Source organism: Legionella waltersii, assembly GCF_001468085.1.
GTDB classification, from domain to species: Bacteria; Pseudomonadota; Gammaproteobacteria; order Legionellales; family Legionellaceae; genus Legionella; species Legionella waltersii.
This window is the reverse complement of record NZ_LNZB01000060.1, coordinates 126,135-151,019: the sequence shown is the minus strand read 5'-3', so window position 1 is coordinate 151,019 and position 24,885 is coordinate 126,135. Positions and strand designations below refer to the sequence as shown.

The window sequence follows — 24,885 nt, the reverse complement described above, 5'->3', positions numbered from 1 at the left end:
CCGCTGCGGTTAAATTACCAGCACTCACACCCACATCCTCAGTCACGGTGCTGACTGTAGGCGTACCAATCACAGCAGCATCATTAGTACCAGTCATAGTCACGGTAATGACTTGGGTGGTGCCATCGGCAGTTTGCACCATTAGGCTGTCGGTGTAGGTTTGACCTGCTACAAACTCATCGTGTGCGGTGTTCATGGTGTAGGTCCAATCCCCAGCTGCATTGATGCTGAACTTGCCATAACCGTTGTTGCCTGCCGCATCGGTTTGCACCACAAAGGCATTGGAGCTGTCCACATCCGTTGCCGTTAAGCTGCCGCCCACACTTTGAATGGCGTTGCTTTCAGTGATTGCACCGGTGCTCGTGCCAGTGATCACTGCTGCATCATTAGTGCCTTCTATCGTAATATCTACTTTTGTTGTAGTTCCATCATCAGCAGTTACATTAAAACTTCCAAGAATTATATCTCCCTGCTTTAATTGTTCTACAGCCATGGAGTTGCTGTGAAGAGAATATTTCCAGTTACCTAATGGATCTATGGTAAATGTTCCTAATTGTGTTATGGAGGGACCTAATAAGGATTGATTTAAGAAGCCTGCTGGTGTATTTAATTTCCCTGTCACCTCAGGAATTCCTGGGACTGAATTGCCAACACCACCTGCTTCAATCACGGTACCGGAAGTTTGTCCTACTATAGGAAATGTGGGTTTGATAGCTTCTGTAGTCCCGCTTTCAGGCCTAAACCAAAACATTTGCGTATTGTTAACTGCTTGCTCTACAGATAGGGTGTGAGTTTCAAATCCGGAAGTGACATGGGATTCACCATAGTTTGGAGTTATGGTGAAGGTAGTTCCACCTGAACCTGAAGCGGTAGCACCTGCTGCTGCAGCTCCCAATGCATCTAGGATTAGTGATGGATCAATGTGTTTTGCGATTGCTTCTTTTATAATCTCTTCGTTAATGTCTTCAAGACCGCCTTTAAGAGCTGGAGAGATTCCATCAATTTTTACAGGTTTATCAAGAGATAGTGCTTCTGGGAAACCTTTAATAAATTGAATGTATGCATTTCCACTGAGAAGAGTGAGAATATCACCATCATGTAAAGGCGCCCCTGACTTTACAAATTTGGCACCACCACTCGAATTTAATTTTTCCAGCAATCCATTTACTGATTTAACAATACCTATGATTGGTCCTGTAAGCATGTTGTACTCGCAAAAAATACTATTACCCAATGTTAATATTAGTTGACGCAACTGTTGTTTGTTAGTGCCATTTGTAACAACATTGTAAATAATTTATTCATGTAATTTCAATTAAACCTTGTTTTATATCGCTTTTTTGAATTTACGATTTTGATGGATGTTTTTTAAGCAGGGTTGATACTTTAAATTAAGCCGATTTTTTAATGGTGTTAATACGGTAAATTAAATCCTTTTCTCGATAATAAATGTCATCTGAGCCGCGCGCCTAAGCAAGCGGAAATTCTGGCGCAGATAAATCCGCTCCCTCATGGTCGCGGCTCGGTTGTATATGCGGAGTGATCGGTTTATACAAGTGAAAGTCCATTTAGCTGGATAGAAATTCCATTACTTTTTCTGGGGGACGGCCTATGATGGCTTTTCCTTTAAATGCGATTATTGGTCTTTGCATTAAAGCGGGTTCTTTAACTAGGGCTTGTAGTACTTGATCTTCGTTTTTAAGGGATAATTGGAGCTCTTTAAATACGGGTTCATTTGTTCGGATAAACTCTTCTAAAGTAAAATGAGCACGTAAAGCTCTTAGCTGTTCAATATCTAGTGGGGTTTTGAGGTATTCGATGACCACCGGGTTGAACCCATGATTTCGAATAAGCTCTAATGCTTCTCTTGATTTAGAGCATCGGGGGTTGTGATAAATTGCGATTGTTTCCATTTTTTCATCAACTATACACGCTTGTCATTTCCACGCTATATTATAATAAAAATCCAAGAAAAACATGACCTGGAAAACATATTTATACAATCGATTTTACGCTTGTGACCGCTTTGTGCGGTTTGTGATTCAGCATTTTATTCAAGATGATTGCACCTATATTGCTTCTGCTTTAGCGTTTACAAGTTTGCTTGCTGTTGTTCCATTGATGTCAGTAGGTTTAGCCGTATTTTCCACTTTTCCAACTTTTCAAGAGTTAGCTGATCCTGTGCAAAATTTTATATTTGAAAATTTTGTTCCAGCTACAGGTAAAGCTCTTCAAGTCTATTTGCAGCAATTTACATCCCAGGTTTCCAAATTATCCGTTTGGGGGATTGTCTTTTTAATCATTACTGCCTTATTGGTTTTATTTACTATTGAAAGAGCCATGAATAAGATTTGGAGAGTATGTTCTGCTCGACAAGGAGTTTCAGCGTTCCTGTTGTATTGGGCTATTATTTCTCTGGCTCCTATCATTCTAGGCTTAAGTATCGTTGCTAGCTCTTATTTATTTTCAATTCCATTTTTAGCGGACCATCATGCGCCATCTTTTTTATTGAATTACTCTCCATTTCTTCTTTCTTTAATCGGTTTTACCTTTCTATACATTATTGTTCCTAATTGCCAGGTATTCTTTCGACACGCATTTTGTGGTGGTTTTTTTGCAGCTCTCCTTTTTGAAGCAGCAAAAGAAGGCTTTGCTTATTACTTATTAAGATACAACACCTATGAGCTTTTGTACGGTGCCTTTGCTATTGTACCCATTTTCTTTATATGGGTGTATTGGGTTTGGGTAATTACACTCTTGGGCGCTGAAATAAGCTATGCACTCTCAGTCCATCATCAACGTCGACGAGGTAAATCGCTTGATGGTTTTTCTCATGCCTTATTGTGGCTTCATGATTTATGGCAAGCACAACAACAAGGAAAAAGCTTAAGCTTCAATGAATTAATAGATGCCAGTGCCCAACCTTTTGCGATTGATGTCGATGAAATGTTGAATATTCTTATTCATCATGGATTAATACATGCCACTTCTGACGGGCGCTATATGCTTAGTCGTGATTTAAGTCATCTGACACTCTATCAACTGACTCAGCTGCTTCCTTATCGATTGCCTTCACATTTAGAGCTGCAATATTCAAAATCTTCTCTGGCAGAACAATGGAGGGCGGCTTTCAAGCGCCATGACGAGAATCTGCAAAAGTCATTGAATATTCATTTGGAAGAGCTATTTTCCGAGCGATCGGACAAGAAAACTGAAAAATAGTCGGATTTGAAAAAAAAGAACCTTTATTTTAATGCATCGGACTTAAATGGGTTGTTTATTTTCGCTTTGTCAGACGACCTAACTTGATAAGACTTTATCCGCTCCTTCCCGGCTGAGGAATCGACTCCTATTACCGTGCCCCAACGAATCTCTTCTCTCATGGTCAGAAGCGTAGGTACGTCGCTTCGCCTAATAGCGCTGCCTTAAGCAGCGTCATTTGTGAAAACGAATAGTTTCGTATCCGCTTGCTTACGCGCGCGGCTCGATTCACTCCCTGCTGGGACTAGGATTTGATTCAGACAGCAAAGAAGGAACCGAGCCGCGACCGTCAGGGAGCGGATAATGTTTATAAAATATACCGAGCTAGATCTTGATCAGCCACTAATTTCCCTAGATTTTTATCTACATAAACCCTATCGACGTGAACTGTTTCACCAGCCTTATCCGTTGCTTCAAAGGACACTACCTCTAGTAACCTTTCCATAACAGTGTATAGTCGTCTTGCACCGATGTTTTCTATCCTTTCATTCACTTGCCAAGCTACTTCAGCGATTCGCTGAATACCCGTTGGATCAAAGGTAAGGTTTAACCCTTCAGTTTCCATTAGTGCAGCATATTGCAAGGTCAGCGAAGCACTTGGCTCAGTTAATATACGCACAAAATCTTCGACTGTAAGAGCAGACAATTCAACACGAATTGGTAGACGTCCTTGTAATTCAGCAATTAAATCAGATGGTTTTGTCACATGAAATGCGCCTGATGCTATAAACAAAATATGATCTGATTTGACCATCCCATATTTAGTTGTAACAGTAGTTCCTTCAACCAAGGGAAGTAAATCTCTTTGAACACCTTCTCTTGATACATCACCCCCAGATCCTTCAGCGCGCTTGGCAATTTTATCCAATTCATCCAGGAATACGATACCGTTTTGTTCAACGCTCTCTATTGCTCTAGCTTTGATGTCATCTTCATTAACCAGTTTTGCTGCCTCCTCTTCTCGCAATATTTTCATTGCCTTGGCAACAGTCATCTTTCTAGTCTTCGTTCTATGGCTACCAACTTGTTGAAACATGGATTGCAATTGGCTTGTCATTTCCTCCATGCCAGGAGGAGCCATGATTTCTATACCAACTGGAGCCGCTGCAATATCTATTTCAATTTCATTGTCATTAAGGGATCCTTCGCGTAATTGTTTACGGAATACTTGTCTAGCAGTAGTATCTTTCTCACCAATGTTTATCGCTCCTCTAGCTGGAGGCAATAAAACATCGAGAATTCTCTCTTCAGCCGCATCCTCAGCCAAGTGCTCAACCTTTTTCATAGCAAGCTCACGTTCTTGCTTTATAGCAATGTCCGCCAGATCACGAATGATTGAATCCACATCACGACCTACATAACCAACCTCTGTGAATTTAGTTGCTTCTACTTTAATAAATGGGGCTCTCGCTAATTTTGCTAAACGCCTCGCAATTTCGGTCTTCCCAACACCTGTTGGACCGATCATCAGAATATTCTTTGGCATAATTTCATTACGCAAAGCTGGATCTTTGATATTCATTCGTCGCCAACGGTTTCTCAGCGCTATCGCAACAGAACGTTTCGCTTCATCTTGCCCAATGATGTACTTATCGAGCTCTTGTACAATTTCTCGAGGTGTCATGACCATTTCATTTACTTTCATCATTTAATTCTTCTATGGTTAGGTTATTGTTGGTGTAGATACAAATGTCTCCAGCAATTTTTAATGCTTTTTGTACTATGTCTTTTGCAGATAGTTTTGTATTTTCCATCAAGGCTCTTGCAGCTGCTTGTGCAAAAGGCCCTCCTGAGCCAATAGCAATTAGACTTTCCTCAGGCTCAATGACATCCCCATTCCCAGTAATAATTAGTGAAGATTTTGTGTCTGCAACAGCCAAAACAGCTTCTAAACGACGCAGCATACGATCGGTTCGCCAGTCTTTCGCTAACTCAACGGCAGCTCTGATCAAATGCCCTTGGTAAAGCTCCAATTTAGCTTCAAATCGTTCAAAAAGAGTAAAAGCATCTGCAGTACCGCCAGCAAAACCAGCGATAACTTGTTCTTTATACAATCGTCTAACTTTACGAGCGTTTCCCTTCATCACGGTATTACCAAGGGTTACTTGGCCATCACCACCGATAACCACTTGGTTTCCTCGTCGAACAGAGAGAATTGTAGTCCCACGAAATTGTTCCAAAATCATTTCCTCATATTACTTACATCGTTAATGATTAGATGGGGATGATATGATAAAAATCAATAGTGCTGAGGCAAATTTATTTGACTGGACTTATGAAAACGCTAAGGTCCAAGCAAAAATAGATTTCAATCAGGGAGTTTAGATAAACTAAATGACCGAATTAAATCAATTTTTAACGAAGAGATTGGCGTTTTCATGAGTCCTGTTTGAAGGAAATTCCATGATTCAGATTAAAACCTAGATTTAGGTGTTCAGCAATAGTCTGACCTACATCAGCAAAAGTATCTCGTCGTCCAATAAATTTATTTTTTATGCTTGGGCCAAAAGCTAAAACGGGAATATGCTCGCGAGTATGATCTGAACCAGGGAATGTTGGGTCACAACCGTGGTCCGCCGCAATAACTATCATGTCATCCTTCTTAAGTACTGCTTCTAATTGAGGAATACGTGCATCAAACTCTTCCAGTGCATGGGCATATCCAGCAACATTGCGTCGATGACCATAGGAGGAATCAAAATCCACAAAGTTAGAAAAAACAAGGCTTCCTGGTTCTGCTGATTTCATCGCTTTTATTGTTTCATCAAATAAGGCCATATTTCCATCTGCTTTGATGTACTGTGTTACCCCTTGATGTGCATAAATGTCAGCAATTTTTCCAATGGCAATAACCTCTCTCCCAGCTTCCTTAAGATGATCCAATAACGTTTTTTCAGGAGGCGGGGTTGCATAGTCTTTGCGATTAGCTGTTCGCTTAAATGCGCCTGGGGTCCCAATGAAGGGACGTGCAATAACCCGACCTATTTGATATTTATCGACTAATTTCCTAGCAATTTCACAAATCTCATAGAGCTTTTCTAAACCAAAGGTTTCTTCATGAGCAGCAATTTGAAACACACTATCAGCAGAAGTATATACAATTGGCTTACCACTTCGCATATGCTCCTCACCCAACTCATCAAGAATGGTTGTCCCTGATGCGTGCTTTTCCCCGAGCACTCCAGGCAAAGCAGCTTTCTTGATGAATGCTGCAATGAGCTCCTCAGGAAAACAGTTCGGTTGATCGGGAAAATAGCCCCAAGCAAAAGTAACAGGAACCCCAGCTAACTCCCAATGACCACTAGGTGTATCTTTACCCAAGCTTTGTTCGACAGCATAGCCATAATGAGCGACTGGCTCTTCTAAAGTGGATAGATTAATAAAAGGTAAGCCTGAACTAGCTAAAGCGGCATGAAACAATCCCCGCTTTGCTAGATTAGGTAATTTAAGGGGGCCTTGTCGGAGACCTGGTATATCTGCATTTCCTTGCTCACAGGCTTGAAAAATATGCACAAAAGTATTGGCACCTGCATCTCCATAACGAACTGCATCAAGGCTGGCACCAATACCAAAAGAATCCATTAATAAAATGCAAACTCGCCCTGTCACGCTTTGTTCTCAACTTGGCGGCAATGGGTTTCTTTTAAACCAAACAACAGAATAAATGCGACTAATAAACCCAAAGGTAAAATCATCGCTGCGTATTGATAAGCTTCCAATGAATACACAGGCAGTCCATTAATTAAGTTCATTCCTCCATAACTTGTCAGTAACTTACCAAACATATTCTGGTACAAGAGAAATCCACCTTGGCAGAGGATTGAAACAACACTGACCGCCATTGCGGTCATGGCTGGAGGACTACTTTCTGCCACTAGGGCATAACTGATGACTTGCGCTGAAGTAAATAAGCCTAAAAGGAAAAATAGAATTGACATTGTTGTAACTGAAACAGGCATGTATAGAACAGCCAGTAGGGTACCAAGAGCAGCAATTGCCCCTAACTTCATAGGTAAAACTCGTACGCCTGCTTTATCAGAAATCCAGCCCATTAAAGGACAGCCAACAATTGCGCCCAAAAACAACATTCCATTGATCATTGACGCTTGGTCAGCACCTATCCCCATTCTTTGTTCAAGATACAAGGTACCCATCATGGCACCAAAAACAGCAATAGCCATATTCATTAGACTAGTGTACATCGCTGCTCTTAAACTCTGTGTATTCAAATAAGCCTTTTTTGCTGCTTCAGATATTTTTATCGGCTTGCCCTCGTTTTTCACAGGCACCGGAGGTCGCTCTTTAATCCAGAAGAACATCAATACCAACATGCAAAATCCAAGAACACCAACGTCTAATACAGCTTGTCGCCATCCAACGTGCAATACTAATTTAGTCAGTGGGTATTGAGCCAACATTCCTCCTGACATGGCTACAGTTACAATAGCACCTGTGACTAGAGCCATCCGCTTCGGTGGAAACCAATGTGAGGCTAATCGAACTGGGCCTAAGAAACAAAAGGCGCTACCAATTCCGGTAATAAATCGACACAATAAAGCCACATAAAAAGAGTGCGAATAAGCAAAGACAAAGGTACTTGCAACACACAAAAGCATGGCGATCAAAATCGTATTTTTAATGGAAAACCGATCCAAAACCATGCCCGCAACAAAGAGAAATAGAACATTTGATAGGTAATAAATGCTCGACAAATAAGCCATTTTATCCGCTTGGATATTGAAATCCTGCATAATGTTTGCAGCAATCGACGCAAACATATTTCCCTGAATAAACTCGTAAAAGAAAAACATAGTGGCTGCTAAGCAAACCAACCAGGGCATAAACAACGACTTCACATCATCACCTCTAAGTTCCCCCACCACTTGCATTCTTTTCTCCTGTCTTATCTTTTACAGTATGTTTCTCTAGTTAATAAAACGGCAATCAGTGCTGCTATCGTCGCTACAGGAAACATCCACATAGCAAACTGATAATCACCAACACTATAGCTTGTTGCATTCACACCTGCATGGTGCGTCATAAGCCAACCAAACAGTACTTGTGCCACACCACCTCCACCCATAATAATCACAGAAGCTATACCAGTAGCAGCGCCAGTATTTTCTGGGTGATTGCTTTCGGCGACCAAGGGATAGCTAATCACTTGCGTACTAGTAAAGAACCCTAAAGCAAAAAATAGGGTACTTAAAGCCATCTGAGAAAGGACTATGTTCATAAACAAAGGAATGACCGTTATAAATGTTGCGATAGCGCCGATTATCATCAATGGCTTTCGTCGCCCTTGAGAGTCAGAAAGCCAACCAACTAATGGACAACCAATAACACTTCCCATAAAAATTAAACTGACTACATTGCTTGCCGCAATATCGGGCAAGTGATGCACTTCTTGTAAATAGCTAGCTCCCCACAATGCACACAAAACCATAATTGGGAGATTTAATAGCGAGGTATAGAGCCCTGCTAGCCAATTTTGGCGATTTGATAAGGCATTGAAAAAGCTGGTGAGCACCTGACCTTGGTTCGTTAATTTGATGTCAGCTGCATCTTCTGGCTTATCTTGAACAACTGAATAAATCCAAAGCAATAAGACAGCTCCTACTGCTGCATCGATAAATAATGCCTGACGCCAGCCAAATAATTCATTTAGATAGGCAAAAGGGGTATGTGCCATCATGCCACCTAAAAACGCCATAGTGACTAATGAGCCTATAACCAAAGCTTGTCTGCGTGGTGGAAACCAATGGGATACAAGCACAACGCATGAAAGAAAGCAAAAGGCATTACCAATCCCAGATAAAAAATGAAAAAACGAGGCCAGAACGAAAGAATCTGTCATCGCAAAACCTAAGGTCCCTAAGACACAAACCAGCATGGCTGTAAGAATAACTTTGCGCGTTGAAAATCGGTCAAGAATCAATCCAGCAGGCAAAAGAAAAAGAATATCAGCCCATAAATAAGTACTAGACATCCAGCTCAATTGCGCTGCATCAAGTTTAAAGTCTTCCCGCAGAGGTTGGTTAATCACATCAAAGATATTCAGTTGGAAAAACTCATAAAAAAAGAACAGACCCGCTGAAAGGCAAACAATCCAAGCCATCAAATGACCACGAGGAACTGAACGTCTTGATTCCATTGCGACAGAATGCGACATGATTACTCCATTTCCAGGACTAAAAATTGTGAAATATTATATCAAAAAGCAATTGATAAATGAAGGGAAATACTTATCCGATCCCTTACGGTCGCGGCTCGATTGGCACAGAGTAAATCCGAGTCGCGACCGTAAGAGAGCGGATTTTACCAACTCACAGAAAAATGGGGGAACAACCTACTGTATTTAAATCAAAAATGGATGTCTTTCCGCCCAAAGGGGAAAGACATCCATTTCTTAACTTAATTCGGAGAACTTCTTGGTCTTTTAGTTCGTTTAAGTAAAAATTGTTCTAATTGATGAGCATCCAATGGTTTGCTCAGCAAGAATCCTTGTACTTCATGACATTGCTGCTTTTTAAGAAAATTCATTTGGGTTTTTGTTTCGACCCCCTCTGCTAATACTGAAAAATTAAAGCTCTTTGCCATTGCAATAATAGCCTCAATAATGACCTCGTCCGGGCGGGATGAGCTTATATTTTGGATGTAGGATTGATCGATTTTCAGTCGATCAATGTGTATTTTTTTGAGGTAGTTTAAGCTTGAATTTCCTGCCCCAAAATCATCTAATACAATATTGACTCCAATACTTTTCAGTTCATTGATCATGTCAATGATTTCATAATGAGTAATTACAACATTTTCAGTAATCTCCAACTCAATCAAGCTCGGCTCAACCCCATACTCTTTTAAAATAGTTTGGAGGTTTTTTGCAAAATTAGTTTGCTTTAATTGTTGTGTAGAAACATTAATAGAGACCCTTGCTAAGGGGATATTTTTCGCCTTCCATTCATTAATTTGCCGACATACCTCGCAAATAACCCATTCACCGATAGGAATGATTAATCCTGACTCCTCAGCGATTTGAATAAAATCAACGGGATACAATAAGCCTCTTTGTGGATGTTTCCAACGAATCAATGCCTCAATTGCTAATAAATGAGTTTGATTAATTTCAAACTGAGGTTGGTAGTATAGAATAAATTCTTTTCTTTTAAGTGCTAACCTTAATTCAGATTCTATTTTAAATCGTATATTAGCCTGCTCATTTAATTCTTTGGTGTAAAAATGAAATTGATTTCCACCAAGCTCTTTTGAGCGATACATCGCTAAATCAGCTTTCTTTAACAGTTGATTTACTGTTTTCCCATCTTTAGGAAAAAGACTGATTCCAATGCTTGTGGTTATATTAAGCTCTCGATTGGCGATTTTAAAGGGTTGAGTAAATGCATCAAGTAATTTATGAACAAGAAAAATGCTGTCTTCTTCTTGTTTAAGCTGAGGAATTAACATAACAAATTCATCACCACCTAACCTTGCTATCGTATCTTCTTTTCGTATTACCGTGCTGAGTCGTTTTACAACAGCTTTAAGCAATTCATCCCCGGCTTTATGGCTTAAGCTATCATTGATTAACTTGAAACGATCCAAATCAAAAAATAAAACAGCAAAGAAATGTTGACTTCTTTTGGTCATTTCAATCTGATACTCAATACGATCTATAAGTAAAACTCGATTAGGTAATCCAGTTAGTTGATCATGAGAAGCCTGATGCTCTAGCCTTTTTTCTAAATTTGCTTGCTCAGTAATATTACGAAAATTCCATATTCTGCCTACTATTGAGCCATTCATCCGATGAGGTTGTGAACTACATTCGTAGATCTCACCACTTATCTGATATAGATTGGTTTTTATTAGTTGATCAACATCATCATTTTGATGATTTAATTGTTCTAAAAATTGGGTAGATTGGACTATTTGTGTTAATAAGTAAGTAAAAAGCTTGTTGGCATCTCTGGATTCCATGATCTCATTTGGAATATTCCAAAACGATACAAATTTATTATTGAAATCAATGATCTTTTGATTCAAATCCACAACTAAAATACCATCCGTTGACGATTCAATCGTTGAGCGCAACAGTGCAACAGATTGTTTTAATGATTGTGTTTTCTCATGAACCAGTTCTTGAAGAGCTTCGGTATGACGCTTTGATTCCTTTGCTAGGACCCATTTTTTTGTTAATGCACAGGCCAACTGTCTAACAGCAACTAAGTCAAATGGTTTTTTCAATATTAGAAAATTATCCCCCATACCCAGATGCTTTACCGTACTCTCCCAGCTATAATCGGAATACGCTGTGCAAATCACAACTTGTATATCGGGATCAATTTCCCACATCTGTTTGATTGTTTTAATTCCATCCCAACCAGGCGGCATTCGGATATCAACAAAAGCTAGGGCATAACGCTCTCCATTTTCCATGCCTTGTTTTATCTTATCTATTCCTTCTCTTCCTTGCGAAGCTGTCTCAAATATAAATTTTGGCAATAGATAACTACCTTGAGCATCATTCGTGTTAGTGCTGATTGTTTCGGAGTCTTCAAATAGGAATTTTTCCATCTCCTGTAATTCATTTGAGATATTCGAGGTAGTGAGGACTTTAATAAAATCCTCTTGAATGGCAATATTATCATCAATGATCATGATTCGAAGATCAAGGCCGTTCATATCGAGTACCCCTCATATCCTTAGCTCCCTCTATCGGCATGTTCAAAATAAACTTTGCACCCTTTTCTTTACCTTTACTCTCTGCGTATAAAATACCACCCATTTGTTGAGCTGAGAGAGCTGAACTATGCAAACCAAATCCATGTCCATTTTCCTTAGTAGTGAATCCAAATGAAAATATTCGCTTGATATGCTTAGAACTAATGCCAACTCCATTGTCTTCAACAAAAATTTGTATTGTCTTGGGATTTAGGGACTCAATTTGTAGTTTGATGACTTTTCTAGTGCTCTTCGTATTGAGTAGCACAGCATCACGACTGTTTTGAAGAAGATTAATCAGTATCTGTAACAGCTTTGATTTATCAGCAAGGATAACAGGACATGCGATATACTCCTTCACAATTTCAATAGGGCCATCTTGGCGAGAGAGCATCGTTATCTCTAACGCCGAATCGATGAGTTCCTGTAGATTCACTTTTTCAACAATAGTTGAAACCGATCCTAGTGTTTTTTGCATTGCTACAATGTCTTTTATATGATTTAAGTCTTTGATTAAGCTATCAATTTCCTGGATGTTCTTTTTCTGCTCATTAATAAACAACTCAGACAACATTGAAATGTAATTTGGAATCATTAAACCCTTAGGATCGTTAGTCAAAAAATCGGCTAAATCGTCCTTATTTTGTATTAAGAGCTTTGTCAGCTTTAAAAAACGATGATAATGAGGTTCTGTTAGGGATTTTTTTAATAAGTTAATTGAAACATTAGAACTGTTTAATATATTTCCTATATTATGAAGTATTGAGGTTGCCACTTCTGCCATGCCAGCCCGCCTTGCTGAAAAAGTGATTTTCTGATGCAAAGCTTTGATTTCTTCTTCTGCTTGTTTATTTTTGTGAATATTAATAGCCACCCCAGAAATTTGCATCGCCTCTTCCTGAGGTTTGCCTATCACTCGAACCCAAATGTATTGGCCTTTAGAATTCCGTATTCGAATTTCATCATCATAATCGTGACGTTCGTTCAATGAACGTCTAATTTTTTCAATAAATTGTCCTCGATCATTTTCATGAATTAGATTAAAGAAATCTTTTAAAGTTTGAGGTTTGTCTTTTGGGCTAATTTCTAAGGCGAAAAACAACTCTTTTGACCAGATGAAAAAATCGTTAATCCCGTCATAAGACCAGAAGCCTGATTGGGCGATCTGATGAGCTTTTTCAAGCTCTTCATTGAGCTTCATCATTTCCTTTGAAAAAATTTCCATTGAATGTTCATTCAAGTAACGTTCTTGATCTCTTTCAATATACGTTTTATTAATACGTTCGATAAATTCAACCCAGTTCTCTTGACTTGATGGAAGCTCATTCGAGTTCAGGGATGATTTTTTAAGCTGCTTTACTAATAAACTATGCATATCCTTCATAATTCATATTCTGCGCAGATTAATAGAACACGAGAAGATTTTGCACAGATGAAATGAACGAAGTATCCTGTAGTCACTCATCTGTATATCCCTCTCAAAATTGTCCTTTTTTTGTTTATAGTTGTGTAAATTATAGACTATATTTACAGTATTGCTTGAGCATACTTGAAACAATATGGACATAAGAACATTTCAATATATTCATGGAAAAGGATGGCTTAACGATACACTCCCAAGCGAATTAGACTCTGAACAAACGCTGGTTTTAATCTTTGGGTCATCCATGTTTTGGGATTTTAGAGAACCTATTTCTCGTCTTGCACAACAATTTAAAAAATCGAAAATAATCGGATGTAGCACTTCAGGTGAAATTTTAGGAGGAAGTATTTTTGACAGCAGCTTAACCGTAGTTGTTGTTCGATTTTACAAAACAACTCTGCGATTGGTTAAAGCAAAGTTGAGTAAAACCGAAGACTCTTTCAAAACTGGACAATATATTTTAAGCGAATTGAATTCAGGTGACCTGCGAGGGATCTTTATTCTCTCAGATGGTTTGCTGGTAAATGGAACTAATTTAGTGGATGGATTAACAGAAAACGTGACCAATGATCTTATCGTTACAGGAGGGCTTGCTGGGGATGGCAGTGAGTTTAAACATACTTGGACAATATGTAATGGCAAGCTACTCGAAAATCACGTTGTTGCTGTTGGCTTCTACGGTGAGGACATCAGTATTGGACATGCATCTAAAGGTGGATGGGATATTTTTGGGCCTAAACGACGAATTACTCGATCTGAGGGCAATATTTTGTATGAGTTAGATTATCAACCCGCCTTGAAGCTCTATAAAGATTATTTAGGAGAACGTTCTGCTGAATTACCCGCCTCTGGTTTATTGTACCCATTAGCGATATCAGATATCAACGTAGATACTGAAAATAAATTAGTGCGCACAATTTTAGGAATCAATGAACAAAACCAGTCGCTTATCTTTGCTGGCGAGATGCCAACAGGTTATTTCGCGCAATTGATGCGGGCTAACTTCGATAGACTAATCGATAGTGCTGGCGAAGCGGCTCAACATGCTAAAATAGGCATAACAGACCCTAATAAGCCAGTTCTTAGCCTTGCAATTAGTTGTGTTGGCCGGCGTTTATTATTGGGTGAGCGAACTGAGGAAGAAGTGGAATCAATCCTTGAACTTTTACCTTTAAATTCAGTTCAAACTGGATTTTATTCGTATGGAGAAATTTCCCCTACCGGATTGAATGCTTGCAACTTACATAATCAAACAATGACATTAACGTTGATTCAAGAAAAATAAAGGGTAATAGGGGCCATTCGGCTCATCTATCCGGCCCGCATCGGTCCGCTTGCTGACGCGCGCGGCTCGGTTACTTCTTTGCTGTCTGAATCAAATCCTAGTCACAGCTGGGAGTGAACCGAGCCGCGCGCGTCAGCAAGCGGATACGGAACTATCCGCTTTCACGAATGAAACCGCTTAAGGCAGCGCCATTAGGCGAAGCGCCGGACTTACGCTTACTGACCATCACAGATAAGATTAGTAGGGGCACTCTAATAGGAGTCGCTTCATCAGGGTACGTCCTCGTGCATGGCTACTCTGGACTTGCTTAGCCTTGGTCGTACATTGACTCCTCCAACAGGAGCCGAGACTCTATTCTAACACCCCCAGACTCTTTTCTTTTGTAATGCAATCGACAAGTTGCAACATAAGACTCATTTCCGCCTATTAGCACCTGCTCCCCCTCTAGAATGGCGTGTCCACCTGCATCGATTCTCATGTTCATAATGGCCTTACGACCACAATGACAAATCGTTTTTAGCTCGATTAGTTCATCTGCCCAGGCCAATAGAAACTGACTTCCAGGAAATAACTCTCCACGAAAATCGGTACGGAGTCCGTAAGCTAAGACAGGTATTGATAGTTGATCAGTAATATCAGTTAATTGATACACTTGTTCACGAGTTAAAAATTGAGCCTCGTCAAGCAGGACACAAGCAAACTTCTGCTTTGGCAGATGCCGTTCTTTGGTGATTTCGAATAAATTGTCGCTCGATTGAAAAGCGATGGCCTGTTGGCTCAATCCAATTCTTGAACTGATAGTCCCATATTGAAATCGATTATCAATCGCAGGGGAAAACAAAAGAGTATCCATCCCCCGCTCCCGGTAATTATGGCTTGATTGCAAAAGAACTGTGCTTTTGCCGGCATTCATTGCTGCGTAATAGAAATATAATTTAGCCATCGTTATTATTTATTTATCCATTTCGAGATACTTTACTATTAGTTGCGATTGAAAACTATTAGCACTTACTAAAAAACGCACAATCTGCTTTTATGAATCATTTTACACTTGACCTGTGGTTTTTCGTAAGGTCGAGACAAAACGTGTTTTTAATGAGGGAGTTTAGATCAACTCAATGAGCGAATTAAAACTACTTTTTAACAAAGAGATTGGGAGTTTTTCCTAGGTCCTGATTCTATTAAAAAAATTATTGTCTCTTTTGTTTGCTGTTTTCAAATCGATCATCTATACCTTAATGTAAAACCTAGATTGATTTAACACATGGAAAGAATAAAACATACCTTTGAAACAAATGCACGAATTTTGAAAAGCAAAGTGAGCAAATTTGCATTCATAGGTCTAGGAATATCTCTCACAGCCATATTATTAGCAACAATGGCAGTTGCATACCAAATGTCTGAAATAATTACCCTAGACAGCATAATCCACGCTCAGAAACATAATGTAGCTCTGTGGATGCTTGATATTTCACCCATTTTATTTATGTTCTGGGGACAATCCATTAGTACTGTGATGTCCTATACCGCAAGCGCAATGGTGATGGACCAAACCAATGAATTACGCATGCAAACCAACGAACTTACATCTCGCTCTGAACATGAATCTAGTCATGACTCTCTTACCGATTTACCCAATAGGGTGTTATTTATTGATAGGTTGAATCAGGCAATTAATTCTTTGCGAGGAAAAAAAGGATTAATTTCAGTCATAGCCATAAATATAGATAATTTCAAAGACTTAAATTCTGGTTTTGGAAATTACAATGCGGATAGACTTCTTAAGCAATTTGCTCAAAGATTAAAAAGTACTGTTGAAGATCCAATCACTGTGGCTCGTTTTGGTGGGGATGATTTTGCAGTACTTTGCCCATCTCTTGAAACCCATGAACAAGCGTATTTGCTCACTAAAAAGTTACAAAAGGCGGTTGCCATTCATTTTGTCCTAGATGACGTCATCATCGATATCTCAGCTACCGCTGGTATCACATTTTATCCTGAACATGGAAAAGATGCTGATACTCTGCTGCAAAGAGCTAATCTTGCAATCTACAATGCAAAGCAAGCTGGAAAAGATTTCGCTGTATACAACACCTCAATGGACAAAGCGAGCCCAAACCGCTTGATCTTAATGAGCGAGTTGAAGAAGGCCATCGATGGGGAACAATTATTGGTCCATTATCAACCAAAAATTGATTTAGCTACCGGTAAAATAAGTGGTTGTGAAGCACTGCTTCGCTGGGAGCACCCTACTTTTGGTATGATGAGTGCAGAAAAATTTATTCCAATAGCAGAAAGAACAGGTCTAATTAAAGAATTAAGTCTTTATGTTTTGAAGCAAGCCATCGAGCAAATCAGCAAATGGCGAAATAATGGCATTCATATTGAAGTAGCAATTAACCTCTCAGCTGTCGACATCATCGATATTGAATTACCTTATAATATTGAGAGCTTGCTCAATGTTTATGATTTACCCCCAAGATACGTAACCATTGAAATTATTGAAAGCGCGAGTTTGAACGATCAGAGCAGAGCAATTGAAGTAATAAACAGGTTAGCAAGTTTGGGTGTTAAAATAGCGATTGATGATTTTGGTACTGGCTATTCCTCATTCGTCTATCTCACTAATTTACCGATTAATGAAATCAAAATTGATAAGTCATTTATTTTAGCCATCAATGAAAATGAGAAGAAAAGAAACACAGTTGATGCAATCATTAAACTTGCTTCTGCCCTTAAATTAACGGTTGTTGCTGAGGGTGTTGAAAAAGAATCTCAAATGTCCATTCTACAATCTCTCAACTGTCATAAAGGCCAAGGTTTCTATTTTTCCAAAGCGTTAAAAGCGGAAGAAATTGAAAAATTAGTGATGGCGGAGGAACAATTTCCAATTGAAACTCAGAGCAATGCACCTAAACCAAAAAAAATTCATATTTTTCCTACCAGCGAATCTAAGGCAGCGAAAGAATAAGAAAAATAGCAAAAGTAAAAAGAACTAGGGGACAAGAACTAGCAAGAACTAGGGGACGGACCCCAGTGGGGTCCGTCCCCATCCTGAGTTACTAAACCGAGCTGCGACCGTAAGGGAGTGGGTCTAGGCAAAATAACCCACCCACTCCCTTACGGTCGCAGCTCGATTTAGTAGGTTGTTTTAATGTTGATCAACAGCTAGCCAATCTCGGATTTTCTATCAAGAAATAGTTGCCATTACTAAAATCAACAACCTTACTGTGTTTCAATTGATTTACAAGTTCCTGGGGTAAAACCTCAATCAACTTTGAGTTTACCACTAAATAATTACCACGCCGATCAGAGATGATTTTGCACAAACCAACCACATCTTTAACAAGCATTACTTTGCCAGCTGAATAAAATTCAGCTGAAAAGGGTTTTTGGTATCCCCAATAAATCAACTTGCTTTCTTGCTGGGGTTTTGTCTTAAGCCATTCAGTAACCACTGGTTTCTGAGTTGAACTCGTTAAATTAGGGATAAACTGAATGACCAAAGAACCAATTAAAAAAGCAACTCCTGAAATCAAGGCCCCAGCATATAGCCAATGAAACCTCTGATTGTCAGCATCAAACCGACACCACAACTCTGAAAACAAAATTGCAAATGCGGGTAACGCTGGAAAAACATAAGGATAGATAATATTGCTTGAAAAAGTGAAAAATAGCAGTGGAACAAGCATCCAAACAAACAAATAGGTCACCCACCCCCCATCGTCCTGTTTTTTAGTCATTAAATGCTTTCGTTGCTGGATAAGCCCCTTAATTCCTAATATATTCCACGGAAAAACACCCACCACAGCATACAACCAAATCATTCCTTTAGGGGCATGATGGGCAAAACCATATTTATCTCCTGCCCAACCGGGAGTTAAAAAGCGCTGAAAATGTTCACCCACAATGAAATAATTTAAAAATCCAGGAGTTTTAATTTCTGCACAAATGTACCATGGTAATGCGATTAATGCTGCTAATAGTGTGCCAGAAAACCAAGGCAAGCATTGCCATAGATTTTTCCATTCTTTACGGAATAAAACCCAAAAAAACACAGTCAAACCCACCAGTACAACGGCTAACGGACCCTTCGCCAACATCCCTAAACCTAATCCTACAAAAAAACAATAGGACCAAGCTTTACTACCAAATGCGTAGGCATGCCAAAACGACACGCAAGAAAGAGTAATGCAAAAGAGTAAAGCCGGGTCAGTCATTACTGCACCCGCATCAAGAAAGAAAAAAAACGTCCCTGCTAATACCAGTATGGAGATTAAAGCGATGCGCGTCCCTTTCACTTTGTTGACTAAATCCCAAACAAGCGCCAAGACTCCAATCGATAAGAGCAATCCAGGTAAACGTGCTGCAAATTCATTGACCCCCAACAGCTTCATGGAAAATGCGGATAGCCAAGTTGATAAGGGTGGCTTAGCCCAAAATGGGATTCCATAATCCTGTTGCAAAGTTATCCAATCACCCGTTTCAAGCATTTTTCTTGCAATTTCAGCGTATCGAGCTTCGGTGGTATCAAATAAAGGGAAGCAATAATTTGCGATTAAACGGCATATGAGTAACGCTAAGAGTACCAAAAATGTACCGTTTAAAAATCGTTGTTCTAGTGGAGTGGATTTATAATTCAAAATAGCTCTCAAAATAAGTCAGTCAATGAATGCTGATTTTTGCTTTTCAATGACCATGATCTCAGCAAAAGTCTCATTATACACTGAAAAAAACTCTGATATTATATTATGCCAAAAAATGACAAATCAAAAAGCACACAAACTATAAAGTTAACTTACTGATTATATATTATTTTATATTTTTTTTTGAATTGTATAATCAAAAGGCATGACGATTGAATAAGTTTAGTTTACACTGGCTTTTGTAAGTAAAACTTACCTTACTTTGATTTGGAATTATGGAGATAAACATGACGTTTGCATTAAAGGGATATAAAGAGTTAAAAGCACACTTTCAAGAAACTGTTACTATTTTTCTTAAACGAAGTGAAAAAGAAAAAATTGAGCAATTAGATAACCCAAGGAGAGACGCTTTACAATTTTTAACCTCTGTTATTAGCGAGTTGGACCGTAGAATAGAGGAGCTGACAGCGAGAAGCCCAAATTTGCTGCCCTATTCTAGAATGTTGTATGGGGCCATGTTGGTCGTTTGTAAAGATATCGAGAAACAAGAGGGATATGTACTTGGAAAAAAGGAAAACAGCCTTCTCTATACTCGCCTTATGGATGGAATGGGGATCAATAGCGAGTCTACTCCAAGTTTTAGTGAATACACCGATTTCTATGTTAGCTTTAATCAGTTAACCAATCTTATTTTTGAGAACAACGATTCTCGTGAAGGATTAAAACCTGAGACTGCCTTTAAGAAAATACCCGGTGATAAGTTAGTCGCACTCACTATGCTAGGTTACCAACTCGAAGAATGGGCACAAACTAACTTTGTTAAAAATCTTCCAAAAGATGGAAAATCAAAGCAACCTAAAATTACTGAGTTCTCGCCAACATCAAAGACTCCTAAAAGTTTAGTGGAACAATTCGAAAGCTTCAAAAAATTACAAGAGACGCTTCACGAACTGGAAACCTCTGAGCTGGCTAAAAAGAACAAAGGTAATGTTAAATTATTGGCCAACCCTGCTAGAGCAACCCAATTTCAATTTTTAAAAGCCATCTCCAAAGCAGCTCAAGACTCAGGCTTATCGGATGAGGACAAATTGGCTGTGTTGGTAGGAGCAATGTACATTGTCCGTGGAGAGATCGCTGAAGAATACAAGAAAATACCCCTTTATAAAAAGGCTATCGAATCGTCTGTAACCCACAAAGGCTTAACGAACATCTTAAAATCGACTGACGAATGTTATGAAGACATGGGTGTATTCCTTAAAGCGGTTAATCAATTTATTCGCTTCCAAACCATTGAAAACGCTAACATCGATAACAAAGTTCCTACAGTACGAGCTAAACATATGTTTTCGGATATAGCAGGGTTTGATTTAACAGCAACTCTGTCTTTAATCCAAAAAATGTTGCATGACAGTAAAGAATTGGCTTTGAACACTTGTCTTGATGATGTTAAGAAAAAACAAGAAGCATCACAACCTAAATCAAGTAGATTCAGTCTATTCAGTAATTTCAGTCTAGGATATGGCAAGTCTAAAGAGTCTGATTTATCTGAAGAGGAAGAAGAGGAAGATGAGCAAAAAGCTGAAATGAAACATTGATTCATATCCACACATGCCAACCTGCATCCTCTACATTCATGGAGGATAGCAGGTTGATTCAAATAAAATCACTTCCTATAAGCTATTTATTGTAAATTTTGTTACAATAGCCTTTTATTTTAGCCATTTAACCTATCAAAACACTTTATTTTCAATGAAAATCAAACTAATTACTGCTATTGTCCTAATGTTTGCTGTTGCCTTTCAGGGTTGTTTTGCACAAGTCAAACCTAAGAAAACCATTGCAATTACAATTGATGATCTGCCTTTTGTTGGTGAATACAGAAATTTCCATCTCAACATGATGATTGATACCATGAAGGATCAAGAGGTCCCTGCAACGGGTTTTATCATTGCTAAAGAAGTGCGAGCCGATAATTGGGAGATACTCCAGAAATTTCGCGATGCTGGGTTTGGGCTTGGAAATCATACTTTTTCGCACGCTAATTTAAATATCCTCAAAGCCAAAGAGTACATTCGGGATATAAAAGAAGCAGACTCCATTCTTTCACCTGTAATGACGAGACCCAAGTACTTCCGCTACCCCTACCTAGCCATGAGCTCTGGCCTGAAAAGAAATACAATTTTATGCTACCTCGAAAAAAAGCATTATCGTGTCGCACCAATTACTGTGGATAGTAAAGATTTTGCATTCAATCAAAGGCTTTTATCCGTTCCAGAACTTGATAGAAGGTCCTATTTGAACGAGTTAAAACCATTCTATCTGGATTTTATTTGGCAACAAACGCTAAAAGCCCAAGAACACTCACAATATCATCATAATCCGGAGCAATCCCAGATTTTATTAATTCATGCCAATCTTCTGAATGCCTATGTCTTGCCGGATATCATTAATTTATACCGGCAAAATGGATACAGCTTCGTGAGTCTTGAAGAGGCATTAAGTACCTTTAAGGATGATTTTCACTGCAATAAAAAACTCGTACCTGTTAACCACTCAAGCAAACCAAAGTTCTCGCAAAAACTCGAAGAAAAAATCGACTCCTTCCTAGACTGGGACTGAATATAAATTTTAACCTAATTGAGCAATTTTTAATATTTTAGTCTAAAATTAACAATAGGCATGTTTGATCGAAAAAAGGGATGATAAATAGAACACCATATTCTTAAGGAAGGATACACGGTCACCCTAGCAAGCATGAATAGTAGTTTATTGTGCATGGATGAAAATATGGTATTCAGTGAAGGTCATGTTGTACACAGTACCCAATTTGAACGTATGGGCGATTGTTATACGCCTGGCAAGGTGCGTTTGCAAAAAATCAGTAACCCAACTGTTTTTGAGGTATTCACTGGATTTACTCTCATCGAGTTGCTAGTAACCCTGACTGTGTTTGCAATCATACTGACCTTAATTGTTCCCTCATTACAAACCATGATCTTAAATAACCGACTAACTTCCAATTTAGATACGTTGGTTAGCTCCTTAAATTATGCTCGCAGCGTAGCCTTAGAACAAGGAGTCAACGTTAGGGTGTGTCCATTAGGCACCCCAGGATCGACAAATTGCGGGAATAATTGGAACTCCGGATGGATCGTAGTAACCCAACCAGCGCTCGGTGCAGCTACTCTTTTGAACTCTCACCAAACGAATACAAACGACCCTGACATTAACGCAAATGTGAACAGTGTCTTATTTGATCCTCATGGATTAAGCACGACTCAAAGCAACTTTAGCGTTTGTGATAGCAGAGGAAGCTCTCATGCTCGATCTGCAATGGTCTTAGCCACTGGTTTTGTGCAATCAGGCCAAACTCCTGGGCAGGCAGTTTGGAATAACGGTGCAATAGTTTGCCCATAGTGGAGATAGGTTGAATGAATACAGGTATTAAAACATTCACTAAGTACAAGGGAATGACACTTTTGGAAATTTTAATATCCGTGGTAGTGCTATCTGTTGGCTTGCTTGGAATTGCTAGTATGCTTCTTGTAAGCAATAAAGCCAATAACTCAAGCTATGCTAAATTACAAGCAGTTCAAGCAGCCTATGACATGTTTGATAGGATACGTGCCAATTCAAAAGTTGCTTTAACTGGAAGTTACAATGTGAGTAATATAGGAAGCAATGGCTATCCAACATCAGTCAGCACGCCAGCCGTATTATGCAATTCATCAATCTGCACACCAGCCCAGTTAGCCCAGTACGATTCCTGGTACTGGTTAACCAAGATAGTGTCTGCCTTGCCTAGCGGCAGCGGATCAGTTACGACCGCCTTAGCAGGAGGAGCTGGAAACACTGTTGTGACAGTAACAGTTCAATGGAATGACGCTCAAGCTCAAGCAGTTGTCGGGTCGAGCAGTACTCAAGCGCCTACAGCAAACTTTGTTCGATTTACAGTGCAGAGCCAAATATGAAGACGACTAAAAAACAACAACTTGGATTTTCTTTAGTAGAATTAATGATAGCTTCATTGATGGGGCTTATACTCACCTATTCTGTGTTACAAATCTATTTAGCACAAACCCAGCTTTACAAAGCATCTAACTCCCAAGATTTAATCCAATCCAATGAAAATGCAATTTCCAATCTGCTGATTCCTCTGATCCGATCAGCCGGTTTTGTTGGATGTGGCTCAATAGCCACTAGCATATCGAACTTGAATGCAGGTGGACCCAAGCCAATTGGCGACATAAACACCAGCCCTACTATGATGATAGGGTATAATGGAAGTGGTGGTAGCTTTACCATTACTCAATCTAACGCACCGAATAGCAGCAATGCCAACAACTGGACTCCTGCTTTAGATGCTTCATTAGTAGGAAATGCTCAACAAGGTAGTGATGTCATCGTGATGCTTGGCCCTACCCCTGATAGCTTTCCGGTGGGGATATCAACCATTGATTCTGGCTCTAGCTTTCTTGTTATTCAGAATGCAACTGGATTAACGCTTACTGCAGGTCAATTTGCTGCTGTATCCGATTGTGGGAAGTCTATCGTATTCCAAATCTCAGGCGTTGCTGGAACAAATATTTCTCACAACGCTGGAGCAGGGGTTTCCAGTAACTCTTCCAGTACATTTCCGATTAATTTTCAAGTTGGTGCGCAACTCGTTCCTCTGCAACAAACGGCTTTATTCATCGGGCAAGGCCAAGGAGGACAAAGCGCTCTGATGATAGCTACATTGAATGGCAATGCCTGGAACATTCAACCTCTAGTGCCCGGCGTGGAATTTATGAAAATTCAATATGGAGTAGGCGTCAATGGAGTGATTAACCAATATGTTTCTGCGAACGCAGTCACCAATTGGGCCAATGTATACTCTGTTCGTGTTGGTCTCCTTATCTCTGGCCAAAGGGGCTCTGGAAGCTTGACTACTCAACAATATCAGGTACTAGACACCCAAGTCACAACGCCCAATGACAATCGCTTAAGGCATGTTTATGAATTAACCGTTACTTTAAGGAATTCCGTCTCATGAATCGCTTAATCCGTGCTCAAAAAACCAAGAATGAAGGTTATGTGCTAATCACCTCCTTGATACTGATGGTTATGCTTACAGTGATGGCTTTGACCCAAGTATCCATGAATTCCAGTCAAACTCGAGTCGCTGCTAATGCTTCTGATGCAGAAGTTAGTTTTGAAAAAACAGAAGGTGCAATTAACGAAGCCATTAATAGCATCATTAACGGCTCCTATAACCAAGAGTCTTTCATGCGGAATAACAACGGATTTTATTTATTTGATGATAGCACTGCTCCCCTTTGGAAAACCATCGATTGGAGCAATAGTAACGCCGTAATCAGCAGTTTCCAAGGTGGCTCAGGTGCGAGTGCTCAATATATCCTTGAAAAATTACCTTCAGTGATTATCCCTGGGCAAAACATGAAAGTTCCAGCAAATGTATATCGGATTACTGCTCGCTCTACTGGAGCGAACGGAAACTCATCTGTATTGATACAAAGCACAATACAGATTCAACAATAGGCAGTGTA

General features: G+C 39.4%; 20 protein-coding genes. 9 read left to right on the top strand and 11 right to left on the bottom strand.

The genetic code is table 11. The features are described from left to right. Together Lwal_RS13840 and arsC are read right to left on the bottom strand one after the other, a co-directional pair. Positions 1 to 1,204, bottom strand: a 1,204-nt coding sequence (locus tag Lwal_RS13840; protein WP_202972559.1) for a VCBS domain-containing protein, incomplete at its 3' end; no start/stop codon positions are given. A gap of 364 nt (positions 1,205 to 1,568) precedes the next feature. Beyond that, the gene (arsC, locus tag Lwal_RS13835; protein WP_058481398.1) at positions 1,569 to 1,913 is read right to left on the bottom strand and encodes an arsenate reductase (glutaredoxin); all 345 of its coding nucleotides are present in this window, start codon (positions 1,911 to 1,913) and stop codon (positions 1,569 to 1,571) included. A 64-nt stretch (positions 1,914 to 1,977) separates the two neighbouring features. Between arsC and Lwal_RS13830 the strand changes: the two genes are divergently transcribed. Continuing rightward, the gene (locus tag Lwal_RS13830; RefSeq protein WP_058481397.1) at positions 1,978 to 3,222 is read left to right on the top strand and encodes a YihY family inner membrane protein; all 1,245 of its coding nucleotides are present in this window, start codon (positions 1,978 to 1,980) and stop codon (positions 3,220 to 3,222) included. 346 nt (positions 3,223 to 3,568) lie between these two features. Here the strand turns inward: Lwal_RS13830 and hslU are convergent, their stop codons facing one another. The 7 genes from hslU to Lwal_RS13795 all read right to left on the bottom strand — a co-directional run bounded on the left by hslU (position 3,569) and on the right by Lwal_RS13795 (position 13,357). Next, positions 3,569 to 4,891, bottom strand: a complete 1,323-nt coding sequence (hslU, locus tag Lwal_RS13825; RefSeq protein ID WP_193787247.1) for an ATP-dependent protease ATPase subunit HslU — start codon at positions 4,889 to 4,891, stop codon at positions 3,569 to 3,571. Position 4,892: 1 nt separating this feature from the next. Further along, the gene (gene hslV / locus Lwal_RS13820; protein ID WP_058481918.1) at positions 4,893 to 5,441 is read right to left on the bottom strand and encodes an ATP-dependent protease subunit HslV; all 549 of its coding nucleotides are present in this window, start codon (positions 5,439 to 5,441) and stop codon (positions 4,893 to 4,895) included. Positions 5,442 to 5,637: 196 nt separating this feature from the next. Continuing rightward, entirely contained in the window at positions 5,638 to 6,870 is a 1,233-nt protein-coding gene (locus Lwal_RS13815) for a phosphopentomutase (RefSeq protein WP_058481396.1), read from the bottom strand. Beyond that, on the bottom strand, positions 6,867 to 8,150 hold the full coding sequence (locus Lwal_RS13810) for an MFS transporter (protein ID WP_058481395.1): 1,284 nt from the start codon (positions 8,148 to 8,150) through the stop codon (positions 6,867 to 6,869). Before Lwal_RS13810 ends, Lwal_RS13815 begins: the two co-directional genes overlap by 4 nt. 14 nt (positions 8,151 to 8,164) lie before the next feature. Further along, positions 8,165 to 9,433, bottom strand: a complete 1,269-nt coding sequence (locus Lwal_RS13805; protein ID WP_058481394.1) for an MFS transporter — start codon at positions 9,431 to 9,433, stop codon at positions 8,165 to 8,167. 242 nt (positions 9,434 to 9,675) lie between these two features. Further along, a complete protein-coding gene (locus Lwal_RS13800) occupies positions 9,676 to 11,943 on the bottom strand; it encodes an EAL domain-containing protein (RefSeq protein ID WP_058481393.1) in 2,268 nt (755 codons plus the stop codon). After that, a complete protein-coding gene (locus Lwal_RS13795; protein WP_231951019.1) occupies positions 11,930 to 13,357 on the bottom strand; it encodes an ATP-binding protein in 1,428 nt (475 codons plus the stop codon). Before Lwal_RS13795 ends, Lwal_RS13800 begins: the two co-directional genes overlap by 14 nt. Positions 13,358 to 13,541: 184 nt before the next feature. On the opposite strand from Lwal_RS13795, the gene Lwal_RS13790 reads away from it, so the two are divergent. Beyond that, complete coding sequence (locus Lwal_RS13790) at positions 13,542 to 14,690, top strand: FIST signal transduction protein (protein WP_058481391.1); 1,149 nt, start codon at positions 13,542 to 13,544, stop codon at positions 14,688 to 14,690. Between the two features lie 307 nt (positions 14,691 to 14,997). Here the strand turns inward: Lwal_RS13790 and Lwal_RS13785 are convergent, their stop codons facing one another. Next, positions 14,998 to 15,633: a thymidine kinase gene (locus Lwal_RS13785; protein ID WP_058481390.1), complete on the bottom strand. Its 636-nt coding sequence runs from the start codon at positions 15,631 to 15,633 to the stop codon at positions 14,998 to 15,000. Positions 15,634 to 15,954: 321 nt separating this feature from the next. On the opposite strand from Lwal_RS13785, the gene Lwal_RS13780 reads away from it, so the two are divergent. Next, the gene (locus tag Lwal_RS13780) at positions 15,955 to 17,661 is read left to right on the top strand and encodes a putative bifunctional diguanylate cyclase/phosphodiesterase (protein ID WP_058481389.1); all 1,707 of its coding nucleotides are present in this window, start codon (positions 15,955 to 15,957) and stop codon (positions 17,659 to 17,661) included. A 190-nt stretch (positions 17,662 to 17,851) separates the two neighbouring features. Here the strand turns inward: Lwal_RS13780 and Lwal_RS13775 are convergent, their stop codons facing one another. After that, entirely contained in the window at positions 17,852 to 19,333 is a 1,482-nt protein-coding gene (locus tag Lwal_RS13775; protein WP_058481388.1) for an ArnT family glycosyltransferase, read from the bottom strand. A 290-nt stretch (positions 19,334 to 19,623) separates the two neighbouring features. On the opposite strand from Lwal_RS13775, the gene Lwal_RS13770 reads away from it, so the two are divergent. The 6 genes from Lwal_RS13770 to Lwal_RS13745 all read left to right on the top strand — a co-directional run bounded on the left by Lwal_RS13770 (position 19,624) and on the right by Lwal_RS13745 (position 24,877). After that, positions 19,624 to 20,931, top strand: a complete 1,308-nt coding sequence (locus Lwal_RS13770) for a hypothetical protein (RefSeq protein WP_058481387.1) — start codon at positions 19,624 to 19,626, stop codon at positions 20,929 to 20,931. Positions 20,932 to 21,085: 154 nt separating this feature from the next. Further along, a complete protein-coding gene (locus Lwal_RS13765; protein WP_058481386.1) occupies positions 21,086 to 21,955 on the top strand; it encodes a polysaccharide deacetylase family protein in 870 nt (289 codons plus the stop codon). A 135-nt stretch (positions 21,956 to 22,090) separates the two neighbouring features. Beyond that, on the top strand, positions 22,091 to 22,753 hold the full coding sequence (locus Lwal_RS13760) for a GspH/FimT family pseudopilin (RefSeq protein ID WP_095197492.1): 663 nt from the start codon (positions 22,091 to 22,093) through the stop codon (positions 22,751 to 22,753). 14 nt (positions 22,754 to 22,767) lie between these two features. Then, positions 22,768 to 23,307 carry a type IV pilus modification protein PilV gene (gene pilV / locus Lwal_RS13755; protein ID WP_058481385.1) on the top strand — a complete coding sequence of 180 codons (540 nt, stop codon included), beginning with the start codon at positions 22,768 to 22,770 and terminating at the stop codon, positions 23,305 to 23,307. Further along, positions 23,304 to 24,371 carry a PilW family protein gene (locus tag Lwal_RS13750; protein WP_058481384.1) on the top strand — a complete coding sequence of 356 codons (1,068 nt, stop codon included), beginning with the start codon at positions 23,304 to 23,306 and terminating at the stop codon, positions 24,369 to 24,371. Before pilV ends, Lwal_RS13750 begins: the two co-directional genes overlap by 4 nt. After that, positions 24,368 to 24,877, top strand: coding sequence for a pilus assembly PilX family protein (locus Lwal_RS13745; protein WP_058481383.1), 510 nt, complete (start codon positions 24,368 to 24,370; stop codon positions 24,875 to 24,877). The genes Lwal_RS13750 and Lwal_RS13745 overlap by 4 nt, the downstream gene beginning before the upstream one ends. The last annotated feature ends 8 nt before the right edge of the window (positions 24,878 to 24,885 follow it).

Excerpts from the sequence above, each read along its gene's own strand:
- arsC (WP_058481398.1), bottom strand. The coding sequence starts at position 1,913 with ATGGAAACAATCGCAATTTATCACAACCCCCGATGCTCTAAATCAAGA.
- Lwal_RS13830 (WP_058481397.1), top strand. The coding sequence starts at position 1,978 with ATGACCTGGAAAACATATTTATACAATCGATTTTACGCTTGTGACCGC.
- hslU (WP_193787247.1), bottom strand. The coding sequence starts at position 4,891 with ATGGTCATGACACCTCGAGAAATTGTACAAGAGCTCGATAAGTACATC.
- Lwal_RS13810 (WP_058481395.1), bottom strand. The coding sequence starts at position 8,150 with ATGCAAGTGGTGGGGGAACTTAGAGGTGATGATGTGAAGTCGTTGTTT.
- Lwal_RS13805 (WP_058481394.1), bottom strand. The coding sequence starts at position 9,433 with ATGTCGCATTCTGTCGCAATGGAATCAAGACGTTCAGTTCCTCGTGGT.
- Lwal_RS13800 (WP_058481393.1), bottom strand. The coding sequence starts at position 11,943 with ATGAACGGCCTTGATCTTCGAATCATGATCATTGATGATAATATTGCC.
- Lwal_RS13795 (WP_231951019.1), bottom strand. The coding sequence starts at position 13,357 with ATGCATAGTTTATTAGTAAAGCAGCTTAAAAAATCATCCCTGAACTCG.
- Lwal_RS13790 (WP_058481391.1), top strand. The coding sequence starts at position 13,542 with ATGGACATAAGAACATTTCAATATATTCATGGAAAAGGATGGCTTAAC.
- Lwal_RS13785 (WP_058481390.1), bottom strand. The coding sequence starts at position 15,633 with ATGGCTAAATTATATTTCTATTACGCAGCAATGAATGCCGGCAAAAGC.
- Lwal_RS13780 (WP_058481389.1), top strand. The coding sequence starts at position 15,955 with ATGGAAAGAATAAAACATACCTTTGAAACAAATGCACGAATTTTGAAA.
- Lwal_RS13770 (WP_058481387.1), top strand. The coding sequence starts at position 19,624 with ATGACGTTTGCATTAAAGGGATATAAAGAGTTAAAAGCACACTTTCAA.
- Lwal_RS13765 (WP_058481386.1), top strand. The coding sequence starts at position 21,086 with ATGAAAATCAAACTAATTACTGCTATTGTCCTAATGTTTGCTGTTGCC.
- Lwal_RS13760 (WP_095197492.1), top strand. The coding sequence starts at position 22,091 with ATGAATAGTAGTTTATTGTGCATGGATGAAAATATGGTATTCAGTGAA.
- pilV (WP_058481385.1), top strand. The coding sequence starts at position 22,768 with ATGAATACAGGTATTAAAACATTCACTAAGTACAAGGGAATGACACTT.
- Lwal_RS13750 (WP_058481384.1), top strand. The coding sequence starts at position 23,304 with ATGAAGACGACTAAAAAACAACAACTTGGATTTTCTTTAGTAGAATTA.
- Lwal_RS13745 (WP_058481383.1), top strand. The coding sequence starts at position 24,368 with ATGAATCGCTTAATCCGTGCTCAAAAAACCAAGAATGAAGGTTATGTG.